Origin of the sequence: Gordonia sp. (in: high G+C Gram-positive bacteria), from assembly GCF_049647785.1 — a bacterium.
Taxonomy (GTDB): Bacteria; Actinomycetota; Actinomycetes; order Mycobacteriales; family Mycobacteriaceae; genus Gordonia.
This window is the reverse complement of record NZ_JBARYI010000090.1, coordinates 61,319-76,825: the sequence shown is the minus strand read 5'-3', so window position 1 is coordinate 76,825 and position 15,507 is coordinate 61,319. Positions and strand designations below refer to the sequence as shown.

The 15,507-nt window shown below is 62.4% G+C and carries 11 protein-coding genes; 7 read left to right on the top strand and 4 right to left on the bottom strand.

Features of this window, described 5'->3' with window-relative positions:
• Window positions 1-22 precede the first annotated feature (22 nt).
• Window positions 23-1,768: a glycerol-3-phosphate dehydrogenase gene (gene glpD, locus WBA38_RS15705; protein WP_424295239.1), complete on the top strand. Its 1,746-nt coding sequence runs from the start codon at window positions 23-25 to the stop codon at window positions 1,766-1,768.
• A gap of 102 nt (window positions 1,769-1,870) precedes the next feature.
• Window positions 1,871-2,293, top strand: a complete 423-nt coding sequence (locus WBA38_RS15700) for a pyridoxamine 5'-phosphate oxidase family protein (RefSeq protein WP_424295237.1) — start codon at window positions 1,871-1,873, stop codon at window positions 2,291-2,293.
• Here the strand turns inward: WBA38_RS15700 and WBA38_RS15695 are convergent.
• The 3 genes from WBA38_RS15695 to WBA38_RS15685 form a co-directional block, all read right to left on the bottom strand.
• Window positions 2,290-2,772, bottom strand: a complete 483-nt coding sequence (locus tag WBA38_RS15695; RefSeq protein ID WP_424323083.1) for a nuclear transport factor 2 family protein — start codon at window positions 2,770-2,772, stop codon at window positions 2,290-2,292. The genes WBA38_RS15700 and WBA38_RS15695 overlap by 4 nt on opposite strands.
• Window positions 2,773-2,800: 28 nt before the next feature.
• A complete protein-coding gene (locus tag WBA38_RS15690) occupies window positions 2,801-7,471 on the bottom strand; it encodes an ATP-dependent helicase (RefSeq protein ID WP_424323082.1) in 4,671 nt (1,556 codons plus the stop codon).
• Window positions 7,472-7,551: 80 nt separating this feature from the next.
• Complete coding sequence (locus tag WBA38_RS15685; protein ID WP_424293965.1) at window positions 7,552-8,241, bottom strand: histidine phosphatase family protein; 690 nt, start codon at window positions 8,239-8,241, stop codon at window positions 7,552-7,554.
• 28 nt (window positions 8,242-8,269) lie between these two features.
• Here WBA38_RS15685 and WBA38_RS15680 point away from each other — a divergent pair, with 28 nt between their 5' ends.
• The 5 genes from WBA38_RS15680 to WBA38_RS15660 all read left to right on the top strand — a co-directional run bounded on the left by WBA38_RS15680 (window position 8,270) and on the right by WBA38_RS15660 (window position 13,779).
• Entirely contained in the window at window positions 8,270-9,232 is a 963-nt protein-coding gene (locus WBA38_RS15680) for a hypothetical protein (RefSeq protein ID WP_424323081.1), read from the top strand.
• Window positions 9,233-9,311: 79 nt separating this feature from the next.
• A complete protein-coding gene (locus WBA38_RS15675; protein ID WP_424293967.1) occupies window positions 9,312-10,532 on the top strand; it encodes an acyl-CoA dehydrogenase family protein in 1,221 nt (406 codons plus the stop codon).
• A 346-nt stretch (window positions 10,533-10,878) separates the two neighbouring features.
• Complete coding sequence (locus tag WBA38_RS15670; protein WP_424323080.1) at window positions 10,879-11,793, top strand: hypothetical protein; 915 nt, start codon at window positions 10,879-10,881, stop codon at window positions 11,791-11,793.
• Window positions 11,794-11,857: 64 nt separating this feature from the next.
• Window positions 11,858-12,517 carry a hypothetical protein gene (locus WBA38_RS15665; protein ID WP_424323079.1) on the top strand — a complete coding sequence of 220 codons (660 nt, stop codon included), beginning with the start codon at window positions 11,858-11,860 and terminating at the stop codon, window positions 12,515-12,517.
• A gap of 20 nt (window positions 12,518-12,537) precedes the next feature.
• Window positions 12,538-13,779: an Ig-like domain-containing protein gene (locus WBA38_RS15660; RefSeq protein ID WP_424323078.1), complete on the top strand. Its 1,242-nt coding sequence runs from the start codon at window positions 12,538-12,540 to the stop codon at window positions 13,777-13,779.
• A 199-nt stretch (window positions 13,780-13,978) separates the two neighbouring features.
• Here WBA38_RS15660 and WBA38_RS15655 read toward each other — a convergent pair whose 3' ends face one another.
• Window positions 13,979-15,481, bottom strand: a complete 1,503-nt coding sequence (locus WBA38_RS15655) for a flavin-containing monooxygenase (protein ID WP_424323077.1) — start codon at window positions 15,479-15,481, stop codon at window positions 13,979-13,981.
• Window positions 15,482-15,507: the final 26 nt, after the last annotated feature.

Sequence of the window (15,507 nt, the reverse complement as noted above, 5' to 3'; positions counted from 1 at the left end):
CTCTCGGGTAGTCTTGGCATTTATGGACAGCGAGTTCAATCCCGATCGGCCCGCAGACCTCAGTCCGGCCTACCACGCCGAGGCGTGGCGTCGACTGGGGAGTGAACAGTTCGACATCGTCGTCATCGGCGGCGGAGTAGTCGGAGTGGGTGCCGCACTCGACGCCGCGACCCGCGGCCTTCGGGTGGCGCTGGTTGAAGCTCGCGACATTGCCTCGGGCACGTCGTCGCGTTCGTCGAAGATGTTCCACGGCGGCCTGCGTTACCTGGAACAATTTGAGTTCGGGTTGGTGCGCGAAGCTCTCCGTGAACGTGAACTGTCGCTACGCCTGCTGGCCCCGCACCTGGTTCGACCACTGCCGTTTCTCGCGCCGCTGACGCGCCGGTTCTGGGAACGTCCGTACATGGCGGCAGGTTTGTTCCTGTACGACCGAATGGGCGGGGCTAAGTCGGTTCCGGGGCAGCGTCACGTGTCGCGGTCCGGTGCCCTCCGTGTGGCGCCGAGCTTGAAGCGCGACTCGCTCATCGGTGGAATCCGCTACTACGACACCGTTGTCGACGACGCGCGCCACAGCATGACCCTCGCTCGCACCGCGTCGCAGTACGGTGCCGTGATTCGCACATCCACGCAGGCAGTCGGCTTTATCAAGGAAGCCGATCGGGTCATGGGCGTGAAGCTTCGCGACTCCGAAACCGGTGAGACAACCGAGGTTCGCGGACACTGCGTCATCAACGCGGCGGGCGTTTGGACTGACGAAGTCCAGGCGCTATCCAAGCAGCGTGGCCACTTCAAGGTGCGTGCCTCCAAGGGCGTACACATCGTGGTCCCTCGCGATCGAATCGTCTCTGAAACCGCCATTATTCTGCGGACCTCGAGCAGCGTGCTGTTCGTCATTCCGTGGGAAACCCACTGGATCATCGGGACCACCGACACCGACTGGAACCTCGATCTGGCGCACCCTGCCGCCACACGCAAAGACATCGACTACATCCTCGACCGCGTCAACCAGGAACTGGTGACCAAGCTGACGCACGACGACATCGAAGGCGTGTACGCGGGCCTACGCCCACTGCTTGCGGGGGAAGACGATCAGACGTCAAAGCTTTCGCGTGAACACGCCGTGGCGGTTGTTGCCCCCGGTCTTGTTTCGATTGCTGGCGGCAAGTACACGACGTATCGAGTGATGGGTGCCGACGCCGTCGAGGCCTGCAACGATTACATTCCGACACGCGTAGCGCCGTCGATCACCGAACGAGTGCCGCTGGTCGGGGCCGACGGCTACTTCGCACTGATCAACCAGTGCGAGCACCTCGGTGAACGATTTGGGTTACACCCGTACCGGATCCGACGACTTCTGAATCGATACGGTTCCCTGCTCGACGATGTCCTCTACTACGCCGATGCGGACGAATCGTTGCTTGAGCCACTGACTGCCGCACCCCAGTACCTGCGTGCCGAGGTGGTGTACGCGGTATGGGCTGAGGGCGCGCTGCACCTCGAAGACGTCCTTGCTCGGCGCACTCGTATCGCGATCGAGTACAGCCACCGCGGGGTGGATTGCGCGCAGGAAGTGGCCGACCTCATGGCACCGATTCTGGGCTGGTCTGACGACACGATCGCGTGGGAGGTTTCGAACTACATCGCTCGCGTGGAAGCCGAGATTGCGTCGCAGCGGCAGCCCGACGACGAGTCGGCTGACGCACTTCGGGCTGCGGCCCCCGAATCCCGCCGAGAGATCCTGGAACCGGTACCGGTCCCGACCGATTAAGCTGGAACCCACTCGTTCGTCGAGCCAACGGCGGGGAATAGTCGGACACCTCACAGACCAATTGCCCTGTGCAGAAGGGGCTTTGTCAGCAAGGATGGAAGCATGAGTGCGCAGCCGGTTGAGAACCTTAGTCCTGAACAAGCTTGGGAGCTTCTGGGAGGAAGCGTTATTGCTCGGTTGGCGGTGAGCGTCGACAACTACCCAGACATCTTCCCGCTCAACATCTACGCTGCAGACGGCAAAATTCTGTTCTGGACCGCCGAGGGCACCAAGCTGTCCGAACTCGCCGTCAACAGTCGCGTTGCTGTGGAAACCGATGCGTTCACCTCTCGCATCGGGTGGAGCGTCGTCGCCAAGGGCCACGCACGGATCCTGACCACGTCCGCTGAGATCGAAGCTGCGAGTAAGACGCCGTTGGACCCGTGGATTCCGTTGCCTCGCACCACCTATGTCGAGATCGATGTCGACGAGATCACCGGCCGCCGTTTCGTTTTCGGCGATGACGGCGACCGAGAAATCCGCTAGTCAGGTTCGGTGACGGTGGCCGCGGAATCCAGCGGCCGCGTCATCGACCACGTTTCGGTCGAGACGGAACGCGACATTTTCCATTCGCCATCCTCGATGACGTAGTCGTCGTCGTATTCAATATTGGCGATGGTCTCCGTCTGCATCAGCAAATTCACCTGACGGAAGCGGAGCGTCCACCGGCCAGTAGCGGTGGCCTCCCCGGTCAAGGTGATATCCGGGTGCATGCCGTGGTGCATGTCGAAGATGACGTGCTTTCCGTCGACGGTATAGAGCGCGACCTTGGCGAAAATGTCGACCATCGGGGCGACGTCGTCGAAGGCACCCATTCGCCCGTAGTCGATCCGGGCACCCTTGGCGATGAAGCAGTCGCGGAACCCTTCCGGATCTTTGCCGTCGCACGCCCGCCAATAGCGGTATTTGAGCGCCTTGATGGCCTCGACGTTCTCGATGGCGGTGATGCGTGCGGCCAGATCCATGGGTTCTCCTGTGATTGTGCGGGCGAGGTTAGCGGGGCAGGTAGTTCAAGCGCAGGCCGCGGGGTGTGGTGGCAAATCCGGCGGCCACGAGGTGCTCACCAAAAGCGGTTCGACGCACCGGGTCCGAGTCGACGTGATCGATGTGGATGCGGCCGATCGCCCCGCTTACGACTGCTTGGTGCAATCGAACTGCCGCAGACGCGAGCGTTTCCGGATCGTCGGTAAAAGTCAGGACCGTTTTGCCGCCCCGTTCCACAAAGACGCTCGCGAAACCGCCGACCAGGATCACCACGGCACCCGGCTTTCGGCCCGGGCGATGCCCAGACTCGGAGGTGCGATCGGGCCAGGGCAAGGCGGCACCGTACGGATTGGCGGGGTCGGTAGCGGCCAACAACACAGCGTCGCTCCGCTGGTCCCGCGACGGCAGAGCGTACTCGCGAAGCACGTCGACGGTATGCCCGGCGGCAAACTGCGCACCACCGAGACCGTCGATGTAATAGCCTCGTCGCACCTGGCCGCCGTCCTCAAAGACAGACAGCGCCTTGTAAATGCGTGCGAATCCGCCCTCGGTGCCCTCGGTCGTTACCGATCCCTTGGTCACGACGCCATAGCGATCCAAGAGGATCTCACAGGTCGCGGCCGCTCCCGTCGTGGCATCGATTTCGGCGCGCTGAATCCGTGACCATCGGCCAGCAACGTTGGCTGGCGTCGCCGTGGGACTGCCCGCACCGGAAAGATAGTGCGACGAAAGTCGTGCCGCGCGTAGTCGTGGGGCGCGGCCTCGCGACCGGTGTGCAGAGGTCGCTGTCGTCTTGGTGGTGCGCGGCGGATTCATGGCCGCTCTCACCACGGAGAAGGAATCGTTGGTGATTAGCCCGGCCCAAACCAGGTCCCACAGGAGGTCGGGGAGATCTGATTCGGTGACGGGATGGTTGGCGGCGACCGCGTCGAGCAGTTCTCGGTAGCGAAGCGCACCGCTGTCGCCGAGCGCCGCCAGAATTTCGGTGTGTGCCGGCGTGAATTCGAAGTCGTCTGGCGCGGTGAGGGTGAGCGGCGCGGCGTCGGCAACATGAAGGGCCACCCAGCCGTCAGCACCGCCGATGGCGCCATGTCCCGACCATAGGACTTCGCCAGATGAGAGCAGTTCGTCGAGCATCGACGGCTGGTAGGTCTCGACCCGCGCCGGCAGTACCAGTGACTCCCACGCCGATGCCGGAATAGGTTGCCCGGCAAGCTGTTCGACAACACTGGCAACTCCGCCGACGCCCTTGAGTCGGTGCGGCCCGGTGACTTGCTGCCAGCCGAGAAGAAAACGCGCATAGGTATCCGCCGACACCGGTTCGACCTCCGCGCGCCCCGCCGCCAGCGACCCGCGTCGCAACTGCGAGAGCACATCGGCATGGCACCACTGCGGTTCGTGTTCGGCGGTGTCAGTACGGACAAACTCGCCCTCGATGACGGTGCGCCGTCCGGCCAACTCGTCCAGGGCACGGACAACCACCGCCGGTGCCATCCCCAGTCGCTGCGCGACATCGACTGCGGTGAACGGACCGTGCGTGCGCGCGAAGCGGTGAACCAGGTCGGATACTGGATCGCCCGCCGAGGTCAAGTAGGCAGAGGGCACGCCGAGCGGGACTGGGAGACCGAGACCGTCGCGGAGGCGGGCGGCGTCGTCGACGGCGGCGAACGACGGCTGCCCGCGCACGCTGACCTCGATTACCTGGCCGACAGCAGTGAGTGAGGCGAGCAGGTCGAGGACTGGTTGATCCCCCCGATAGCGGTCGTTGATCTCGTCAGCGGTGCACGGACCCAACCAGCGCAACAGGTCGACGACGTCTTGGCCGTCGCGTGCCTGTCGTGACGGATCGGTGCGCTGCAATCGTGCGACGACATCGGCGATCACGACGGGATCGAGTAGTTCGCGCAGGTCCACACGACCCAAAAGTTGAGCAAGGAGTGCGGTGTCGAGCGACAGTGCAGTGGCACGACGTTCGGCGAGAGGCGCGTCGTCGTCGTAGATGAACGAACCCGCATAGCCGAGGAGCATCGACGCGGCGAACGGCGACGGCGCTGCCGTCTCTACCTCGGTGATCCGGATCTTGCGCTGGCCGATCCGCGTGAGGACGTCAGTCAGGGAGGGAAGGTCGTACACGTCCGCCAGGCATTCGCGAACCGTCTCGAGGATGATCGGGAAGTCTGGGAATCGGGAGGCGACCGCGAGTAGCTGGGCGCTGCGTTGCCGCTGTTGCCAGAGCGGTGCCCGTCGACCGGGGTCGCGCCGCGGTAGTAGCAGTGCACGCCCGGCACATTCCCGGAAGCGTGACGCGAACAGTGACGAATTAGCCAGGGCCGCAGTCACTTCGGCTTCAATGTCGGCCGGGTCGACGACGAAAATCTCCGCGCCGGGCGGGACGTCGTCGGTATCGGGGAGGCGGACGATGATGCCATCGTCGGTGGCGGTGGTCGCACCGTCCAAGCCGAGGCGAGCCGACAGTGCGGCGGCAATCGCGCTACCCCACGGTGCATGAACCCGCAGACCGTAGGGGGAATGCAAGACAAGCCGCCAGTCGCCGAGTTCGTCGCGGAAGCGTTCCAACACGAGAGTTCGGTCCGTGGGTAGGACGCCGGTGGCTGCCTGCTGATCGGCGATCAGCGCAGCCAAGTTAGTTCGAGCGTTCTCACTAAGACCAAGATCGGTAGCTAGCGCATCGAGTTTGTCTCGATCGCCCGCTGCGCCGACAAACTTGCCGATCGCCGCACCCAATTCGGCGGGCCGTCCCACACTGTCGCCGATCCAGAACGGCAGGCGACCGGGAACGCCAAAGGCAGGGGACACGAGGACTCGATCATGGGTGATCTCCTCGATGCGCCAACTCGATGCGCCGAGGGCAAAGATATCCCCGACGCGCGACTCGTAGACCATCTCTTCGTCGAGTTCGCCAACCCGGCGCGGCTGTCCCTTTGCTTCGGTGGTGCCGTCGCCCGAACCCGAACCGACGAGAAAGACGCCGAACAGGCCGCGGTCGGGAATCGTGCCGCCGGACGTGACTGCCAACCGCAGGGTGCCACGACGTGCAATTAGGGTCTTGGCAGCGCGGTCGTAGTCGACGCGTGGTCGTAGTTCGGCGAACTCGTCGGATGGGTAGCGCCCGGAAATGAGGTCGAGGACGGCGTCGTACACGTCGCGGGTGAGCGTCCGGTACGGCATGGCACGCCGGACTGTCGCATACCAGTCGTCGACGTTCAGGTCGGCGACGGCCGTGGCGGCGATGGTTTGTTGGGCAAGGATGTCGAGCGGATTGGTGGGGATCGACAGCGCCTCAATCTTGCCGGCCAGCATGCGCTGAGCGGTCACCGTGCAGTGCAGGAGATCGGTGCGGTGTTTTGGGAACAGGATTCCTTGGCTGACTTCGCCGACTTGGTGGCCGGCACGACCGACGCGCTGCAATCCGGCCGCCACAGACGGCGGCGCCTCAACCTGGATCACGAGGTCAACCGCGCCCATGTCGATGCCGAGTTCCAGTGAGCTGGTCGCCACCACGCAGCGTAGGCGGCCGGACTTGAGAGCGTCCTCAATGTCGGCACGTTGATCCTTGCTGACGGAACCATGATGTGCCCGCGCCAAGACGGGCGGCGCTCCGCCGGTATTGCCACTGCCACCGACGTACGAGGGCATGCCGCCGGGAACCTGCGGGTTGGGGGCGGCGTCGGCCGTGACGCCTGCGCGTTCGGCGGCAATTTCGTTGAGGCGCGCCGTTAACCGTTCTGCGAGGCGACGGGAATTGGCGAACACGATGGTGGCGCGGTTGGCTTCGATTTGGTCAACGATTGCCGTTTCCACATGCGGCCACAGGGAACCAGCGGTGGGGGAGAAGGCGTCGTCCAGCCCATCGACACCGGTATCCGGGGGCGGGATGTTGACCATGTCGGGGACTGGAACGTCAACGCTCAGGTTGAACGTTTTGGTCGCGGGGGGCTTCACAACGGTGCAGCCCGCGCTGCCCGATAGGAACTCAGCGACTAACTCCTCCGGACGGACCGTTGCCGAGAGGCCAATGCGTTGGGCGGGCGCGTCGAGTAATTCGTCGAGGCGCTCAAGAGACAGCGCCAAGTGTGTACCGCGTTTGGTTGCCGCGACGGCGTGCACTTCGTCGACGATGACCGTGGTGACGGTGGTGAGGGTCTCACGGACTGCCGAGGTCAGCATCAGATATAGCGACTCGGGAGTGGTGATGAGGATATCGGGAGGGTGCGTCTGCAGGCGACGACGCTGGGCCGGAGAGGTGTCGCCGGACCGGACGCCGACAGTAATCGATGGCGCGTCAAGGCCGAGGTTGGCGGCGGCATGCGCGATCCCCACCAGTGGTGCCGAAAGGTTGCGTTCTACGTCGACCGCTAGTGCCTTCAGTGGCGATACGTACAGAATCCGAACGCCTTTGGTGAGCGGGGCGGTTTCGGGACCGGGGTCCGTGAGACGTTCACGATGGAGTGAGTCGATAGCCCAGAGAAATGCAGCAAGGGTCTTGCCGGAGCCAGTGGGGGCGACGACGAGGGTGTTGCTGCCGCGGGCGATGGACGTCCACGCGCCTGACTGTGCTCGAGTTGGCTTCCCGAACACATCGGCGAACCAGCGTTGGGTAGCCGGGTGCATGCTCTTGAGAATCGACGAACCCTGTGCCACGGGTCCATTCAAGCGCATACCCCCGACATTCGGCTCGTGTCGATCAACGCGAGACGGTATCGGGGGTATGCGGTCGCACAACTAGCGAGCGTGCGTTGCTAGGACGAGGCGCCCTTGCCGTTCCACTCAATGACGGTCCAACCCTTGGTCGGGGTGCCCTTGACGACGATGATGCCGGTGTTGCGGATCGGGTCGGTGCCGAGTTTGCTCATGTCGACGCCCTTGGCAGACATGATGACCCAAGCCATCATGGTGCCGCCGTGCGAGAAGATCACGGGGCGCTTGCTGCCGCGGTTCTTAACGTCCTGGAGGGACTTGTCGAAGCGAGCCTTGAACTCGTGGCCGTTGATCGAGCCGGGAATGCGGGCATCGAGGTCGCCCTGCATCCAGCGCAGCGGTGAACTGAAGTAGCCGCGCTGTGCTTCGCTTTCCTTCTGGCCTTCGTAATCGCCAGCTTCGATCTCGTGGAAGCCGGGTTCAACGATGACGGGCAGATTGCGGAGCGCGGCGAGCGGCTGCGCAGTCTGCTGGGTGCGGATCATCTTGGAGGCGTAGATGCCGTCGAACTTGCGGTTGGCGAGCAGCGAGGCAACGGCTGCAGCCTCGGCCTGACCCTTGGCAGTCAAGCCTGGGCCGGGGGTGGATGTGTCGATCAGTCCGGATGCGTTGCCTGCTGACTCGGCATGGCGGACAAGGGTGACGAACATTTCGCCGGTCTGCGGTGCCGCGACAACGGTACCGGTGCCAGCGAACAGCATGGCGATTGCCGCGAAGATCGCGGTGATCACTGCCGAGAGGCGAGTGGATTTCTAGTGCATGGCGTTCCATTCAGAAAGGGGACTGTCCACACATCGGGGAGGTGATGTGCTTGTAGTCACAATAGGCAAACTGTCTACCGGCACGCGAACTTTCGAACTTTTGAACTGGAAAAATGGGACACCACTGTCGAATTCTGGCGCGGTGGGGCCAAGAATTGTCAGAGGCCGGTGCCATTATCTGCGCATGAACCACCGGGACGATTCGTATAGGGACGCTCACCTGGTTATCCCGGTCGACGCCGCGCGTTGGTGTGCCAGTCAACCTTATGCGATTGCGGTCCTTGACGATGTCGTCGAAGTCGACCTTGATTGGTGGAACCAAAGGCTCGCAGCATCGCGAATCCCTGCACGCCTTACGGGGCGAGGCCCTGATGGCCAGCAGGTGCGGGAGGGGATGGCGTATATCCGAAGGGGAGATCTCGAACCCGGCGTTCCCGGGCTACCTCTCGGCGATGAGCCCGAACTCGACCGCCTCTATATGTGTGCGGCGTGGTTGGCCGATCACCCGCGCCGAAGGAGCGTCCGTCGATTCGTAGATATCAACGACCCAAGCGATCCCGGCCGGCCCTTCGTCGCGATCGAACGGGCGCTAGTGGCCTGTCGGAGTGCGCCAGCGTTGTTTGCCGCGGCGGCTTATCGCGATTGGTCGGGATGGCCCACCGCGCCGGGAGTGGGGCACGCGCTGATGTCGTTGTACTGCTGGGCTATTCACGACGGCGACGTCGACCGTCCGCAACTGCTCGACGCCGATGCCGCGGGGAGCCTCACCTGGCACGGTTGGATGGTCAACGGCTCGGTATCCGGGTTCTCGGTTCACAAGTACGCCCGGTACAGCGCGCTACTCCATCGATGGGCGGGGCAGGCGTCCGTGCGGCCGGAGCTGGTCGAAATGTGGCTGAATCGCGAATGGCACGGACGCCTGGCCAAGGCGTCGCTGCGCCGTGACGGGTCGGCTTTGTGAACTAGGCGACTGCAGTGCTTTCACGACGACTGCGATACCGTCAACGCTAAGTGAAACGTGTTCCAGTTTGGGAGGCTTAATGTTCGAGTGGTCTGAAGAGGATCTAATGATTCGCGACGCGATTCGCGGATTCATCGACAAGGAGGTGCGCCCGAACCTCGAAGGGCTCGAATCCGGCGAGCTTCCGCCGTTCGGGATTCTCCGCAAAATGATGGCGACCTTCGGCATCGATGCGATGAATGCCGAAAGCCTCCAGAAGGAACTGGCCGCGGAAGAAGCCGGTGAAGAAAAGAAGGCGGGCGGGTCCAATAACCTCGCCAACTCCATGTTCTTGATCATGAACATGGAGATGGCTGGCGTTAGCCTCGGCCTGATTGCCTCGATGGGTGTCTCGGTGGGCCTGACCGTGTCGACAATCAAGTCTCGCGGCACCCTCGAGCAGAAGAAGCGCTGGCTACCCGAACTGGTCACCATGGACAAGGTTGGCGCATGGGCCATCACTGAACCCGACAGCGGCTCCGATGCCTTGGGCGGCATGAAGACCACGGTTCGTCGTGACGGCGACGATTACATCCTCAAGGGCAACAAGACCTTCATTACTAACGGTCCCAACGCTGACACCATCGTCGTTTTCGCCAAGCTCGACGAGGGCGACGGTACCCCGATGCGCGAGCGCAAGGTGCTGACCTTCGTTCTCGATTCGGGAATGGAAGGCCTCACGCAGGGCAAGGCCTTCAAGAAGATGGGCATGATGAGTTCGCCGACCGGTGAGCTCTTCTTCGACAACGTCCGCGTCTCGAAGGACCGTCTGCTCGGTGAGACCGAAGACCTCGGCTCGGACAAACGTGGCGGGGACAGCGCCAAGGCCGGTTTCACGGCCGAGCGCATCGGGATTGCGGCACTGTCGCTGGGCATCATCAACGAATGCCAGCGTCTGTCGATCGACTACGCCAAGACCCGCACCCTGTGGGGCCAGGAAATTGGCAAGTTCCAGCTCATCCAGCTGAAGCTGGCTGAGATGGAAATCGCTCGCCTGAACGTGCAGAACATGCTGTTCGTCGCGATGGAGGCATCGAAGGCTGGCAAGCCGCCGACGCTCGCGCAGGCGTCTGCCATGAAGCTGTACTCTTCGCGGGCAGCCACGGAGGTCGCGATGGAAGCCGTGCAGTTGTTCGGTGGTAATGGCTACATGGCCGAGTACCGCGTCGAGCAACTTGCGCGGGATGCCAAGTCGCTGATGATCTACGCCGGGTCTAACGAGATCCAGGTGACACATGTTGCCAAGGGTTTGCTGGCCTGACTCACCTGTCGTTCCTGTGAAGGGTGCCCACCGATTTTTCGGTGGGCACCCTTTCTTTTTGCTCTGCTCGACGTTCGGTAAGGCGATGAGCGATTTGCGCTAATTGGGGCAATATCTGCAGGTAGGAGTTATGTGAGGTGATGTCGTGTCGGTTTGTGCGACGTGATTGTCGACTGAACAGACCAAAGCTGCATGCATTTGTGTATCGAGCGAGGTTTTCGTGACGTCCAGCAAATCTGAACATGGCATTGCGTAGCCGGTGTCCATAGATTGACGCGGAAGGTCAAGCGCGACGCAGATCACTTTCACTGGCGAATTGCCGACGTCGCAACAACGAGGAGGATGCGTGAACCCCACCAATGCGCTGCGACGATTCGCAGCAGGAGCGGCGATCGTCGCAGTTGGCGCGACGACGGCTCTTTCCGGTGCCGGTGCGGCAAGCGCCGACACCGTCGGTCCGGCGACCGGCAGCAGTGATGCGGTCAACTTCAGTCGCACGGTCAGCGGAGCGAAGGTCGTTGGTGGTGCGATTCCTAACGGCGAGGTCATCACCGTCACGAACACGTTGAACCGTAAATTGGGCTGGCTGATCTACTACGTCAAGGACACACATCCGACGTGCATGCAGGCGGTTCCCAACACTGCGGTGTGGACGGTAAGTGGGAAGACGTACACGAACAATCCGAATCACCCAGGCATCCAGAAGTCCGGTGAGTTTAGTGATGGTCCGGGCTGGGCCCAGATCAAGCCCGCGGCAGTGAACTCGTGGGAAAGCATTAAATGGTCGCAGGACTACTTCTTGAACTGCTCGGTGGGCACCCTGAACACCGGCGGCGTCGAGTACGACACCACGTGGGTTGGCGACAAAGGTAACCATCCGAACGTTGGCCCCAACCTCACGCTGACCCCAGGCATTCCCGGAATCGTGGCGGCTCCGCAAGATGCATCCGTCGCCAACGAAGTGATGATCACCGTCAAGAATCCCGACGGCAAAGCCGGCGACCGCGTTGCCCTGACGTCCAACGGCAAGACTCTCGACGGCTGCGGAAACCTTGAATTGACGGCCAATCGCATGGTCACGTGCACCTGGGTGCCGAAGAAGTCTGGCAACTACCCGCTGAAGGCCGTGATCTCGAGTGACCCGGCGGTAACCGTGACCGGCTCGATCTACGTCTCTGACAGCGGTGCCGGCAGCCTCGGCGGAGGAAGTTCCGACACCGGAAGCCTTAACGGGATCCTCTTTACCGGCAGCGTCAGCTGACGTTTCCGCGCAAGGCAGCTTTCGGCTGACCAATTCAACCAATGACTCTAAGGAGGGGTGTCGCATGACGACATTTCGACGCTCGGCTGCGGTTATCGCAGCGGGAACAGCAGCACTAGCTTTCGCCGGAGTGACGGCGGGGTCGGCTAGCGCCGAGACCGTCGGACCGGTATCAGGCGAGAACGACACCATGAAGTTTCAGCGGTCGGTATCTGGAGATGCAATCCAAGGCACCACCGTGCATGTCGGTGACACGATCACGGTGACCAATCGTATTGATCGGAAACTCGCTTGGATGCTGTATAGCGTTAAGGACGTACATCCGACCTGTATGGAAGCAGTGCCCGAGACGTCGGTGTGGACTGTCTCGGGAAAGACCTATCGCAATGTCCCGGGCGGTCCGAACTACAAAAGTGAGATTACTTCTGGTCCGGGCTGGGTGAAGGTTACCGGTGGTACTGCTTGGACACCTCCTCTCGTATGGAGTCAGGACTACATCGTGAACTGCGACCCGGGAGACTTGAACACCGGTGGCGTGGAGTGGAAGTCGACTAATGAATTTGAGAAGAACCGTGCCCATCCAGACGCAGGTCCAAGTCTCACGGTGGTAAAGCGCTCAAATCCTGGCGGCGGCAATAACGGTGGGGGAGATAACGGAGGCGGCGGAAACGGCGGCGGCTCGGGCAGCCTCGACACCGGCAGCCTCAGCAGCCTTTTCGGCTAATCTTCACTAAGGACGAACACATGAACCTCAAGAAGAACCTCATCGCTGCGGCCGGTGTTGTCGGTGCGGCAGCCATTGCGATCCCACTCAGCGGCGTTGTTGCAGCGCCGGCAATGGGTGCGCCAGATTCCGTCTCGTGGTCGGATGGCAATTCCAGTTTCGAGCGATCGGTCAGCGATTCGACTCCGGCTGTCGGTGACACGATCACCGTAACCACACGGTTCCAGCGCAAGGCTTCAGATGAGTACATCTACAACTACAAGGACCTTACGAATTCCTGCCTCAACTATGTCGCTGGTTCGGCCAAGTGGGAGGGCGGCAGTATTGCATCCGTGAATTCCTCGGTGGCTGGCGAGGTTCGCGTGGAAGCGCCGAACGTTACGTCGTGGCGCGTCCCGTTGGGTGGTACGAAGCGTTCTATCAGCGTGCAGTACACCGTGACAGGAGACTGTGCCACCGGCGACGGCATGCTCACCACCATGCATTACGGCGGATCGCTCGGAAGCGGCATTTACAACAACCCCAAGCGGGGTCCGGTGATCACCGTCGCCAAGATCAACAAGACTAACTCGTCGACCTCAGTCTCGGTGAATCCGTCGCCGCGGGCCACCGTCGCTTCCACGGTCACCGCGCGCATCAGCGCTACCGGCAAGACTCCGACCGGCTCCGTTGACTTCTTCAACAACGGCACCAAGATCGGTACTGGCGCTGTTTCCAACGGCACGGCGTCGACGACTTGGACTCCGAATGCCGCTGGCGCCTACTCGATTAAGGCTGTGTACTCGGGCGACGCCTACCTCAACGCCTCCACCTCAGAGATCGACTCGGGCACCGTCGCTGCGGCACCTGGTGCCGAAGATCCGGCGAACGCGACCGATCTTGATCTGTCGACCAGTGCAACCGTTGCACCCGGCACCAAGGTGACCGTGACCGGTAAAGCTGGCGCACGCACCACAAAGGTCGCCATCAAGGTCGGCGGCGTCGATCAGCCCTGCTCGCCGGTTACAGTCACGGCAGGTGGCACGTTCTCATGCGAGTTCACCACCACTTCGGCGATGGACGGTAAGACGGTCACCGTGACCCCGTACAACGGCATGAATGCTGGTGCCACGCAGACTGCCGGTCGCCTGTCCGTCGAGACTGGCGACAACCCCGGCGACGGCGAAAACCCGGGTGACGGCGAAAACCCGGGTGACGGTGGTGACAACACCGGCGGCAGCCTCGGCGGAATCCTCGGCGGTGCCTTCGGCAGCCTTGGCTAGAGATCTGCGGTAGGTGACTGAAGAGTCACCTGCCTAGCACGACAAAAGAGCCTCGGACCTCCCGGTCCGGGGCTCTTTTTCGCTCGTCTTTCAGCGCTTTTCTGTCACATCCACGGGCTGGGAACCGACCAGACCGTCACCGATCGGGGTGATTGGTGACGGTCTGGTCGAATCGTGACAGAAAAGCGGAGGTTGGCCGCTAGGCGTCGACGGGGACGGGGGCCTTCGTGTATGCGAGGAAGCGGTCGTCGACTGGGCCCTTGCGGAGTTGCTTCACGTCGGACGAGACGGCCATCGTCATGGTCCACGGTGAGACGGTGCCTTGCTTGGGTAGGCCGTCGAGCGCGCGCTGGACGTAGCCGGCGCCGAAGTCGAGGAGCGGGCGCGTCGGCATCCCGGGGTCGGGGATTGGCTCGACCGAGGTGTAACCACCCTCGTCCATGTGCGTGAGAACCCGGCACATGTACTCACACAGCATGCCGATCTTCAAGGTCCACGACGAGTTGGTGTAGCCGATGGCCAAGGTCCAGTTCGGGACTCCCGACAGCATTGCGCCGCGGTAGGCGATCGTGTTGGAGAGGTCGATCGGGTCACCGTTGCGGCTCAGCGCCATACCGCCGAACATCTGCAGGTTGAGCCCGGTGGCGGTGACGATGATGTCGGCCTCCAGGACTCGTCCGTCCTCGAGTTCGATCCCGTTCCCAACGAATCGCTTGATCCGCCCGGTCTCGATCGAGGCGGTGCCCTTCGTGATTGCTTTGAAAAGGTCGCCGTCGGGAACCACGCAAAGTCGCTGGTCCCACGGGTTGTAGGGCGGGTTGAAGTGGGTGTCTAGGTCGTAGTCGCGCGGTAAGAGTGAGGCGTTGGTCGCGCGGATTACCTTGCGTGCCGTCTTTGGAAAGCGTTGGCACAGTTGGAAAACAACCCTCTGCTGCATGATGTTCTTTTTGCGGCTCAGGGCAAATCCGCGCTTGGCGCCGAGAGTCTTCTTCATCGCATTGGCGATCGCATCCTCGCGAGGCAAGGGGATCACATAGGTGGGGGTGCGCTGCAGCATCGTGACGTGCCCGGCTTCGCCAGCCATCGACGGCACCAGCGTTACCGCGGTGGCACCGGAGCCGATAACCACGACCTTCTTATCCGCGTAGTCGAGGCTTTCGGGCCAATGCTGCGGGTGCACGATCTGACCCTTGAAATCGTCCCGACCGGCGAACTCTGGGGTGAACCCCTCTTCGTAGTTGTAGTAGCCGGTACCGGCGAAGATCCAGCGCGCCTTGACCACCGACGTCTCGCCGGTGTCGTTGTGTCGCACGGTCAGCGTCCACAACTGTTCGCTGTCCGACCAGTCTGCGGAGACCGCGCGACGGTTGAAGGCGATTCGCGACTCGATGTTGTCGTCGGCGACGGCTTCGCGGAGGTAGTCGACGATGCGCGGTGCGTCGGCGATGGCCTGCGGGTCCGTCCACGGCTTGAATTCGTAACCGAAAGTGTGGAGATCGGAATCCGAGCGGATACCCGGGTAGCGGAACAGGTCCCAGGTTCCGCCGATGCTGTCGCGGGATTCCAGAATCGCATAACGCTTACCGGGGTGCTCGACGGTCAGGTAGTGGGCGGCACCGATGCCGGAGATGCCCGCGCCGAGGATGGCGACGTCGAGGGGACTCCCGCCCAGGATTTGGTCGGGGGTGGGGTTTGCGGTCATGTCGAGATCCGTTCGTCCGAGTTGGT

What these genes read in the sequence shown, in the direction of transcription:
- glpD (WP_424295239.1), top strand. Translation starts at nt 23, where the DNA reads ATGGACAGCGAGTTCAATCCCGATCGGCCCGCAGACCTCAGTCCGGCC.
- WBA38_RS15700 (WP_424295237.1), top strand. Translation starts at nt 1,871, where the DNA reads ATGAGTGCGCAGCCGGTTGAGAACCTTAGTCCTGAACAAGCTTGGGAG.
- WBA38_RS15695 (WP_424323083.1), bottom strand. Translation starts at nt 2,772, where the DNA reads ATGGATCTGGCCGCACGCATCACCGCCATCGAGAACGTCGAGGCCATC.
- WBA38_RS15690 (WP_424323082.1), bottom strand. Translation starts at nt 7,471, where the DNA reads ATGCGCTTGAATGGACCCGTGGCACAGGGTTCGTCGATTCTCAAGAGC.
- WBA38_RS15680 (WP_424323081.1), top strand. Translation starts at nt 8,270, where the DNA reads ATGGCGTTCCATTCAGAAAGGGGACTGTCCACACATCGGGGAGGTGAT.
- WBA38_RS15675 (WP_424293967.1), top strand. Translation starts at nt 9,312, where the DNA reads ATGTTCGAGTGGTCTGAAGAGGATCTAATGATTCGCGACGCGATTCGC.
- WBA38_RS15665 (WP_424323079.1), top strand. Translation starts at nt 11,858, where the DNA reads ATGACGACATTTCGACGCTCGGCTGCGGTTATCGCAGCGGGAACAGCA.
- WBA38_RS15660 (WP_424323078.1), top strand. Translation starts at nt 12,538, where the DNA reads ATGAACCTCAAGAAGAACCTCATCGCTGCGGCCGGTGTTGTCGGTGCG.
- WBA38_RS15655 (WP_424323077.1), bottom strand. Translation starts at nt 15,481, where the DNA reads ATGACCGCAAACCCCACCCCCGACCAAATCCTGGGCGGGAGTCCCCTC.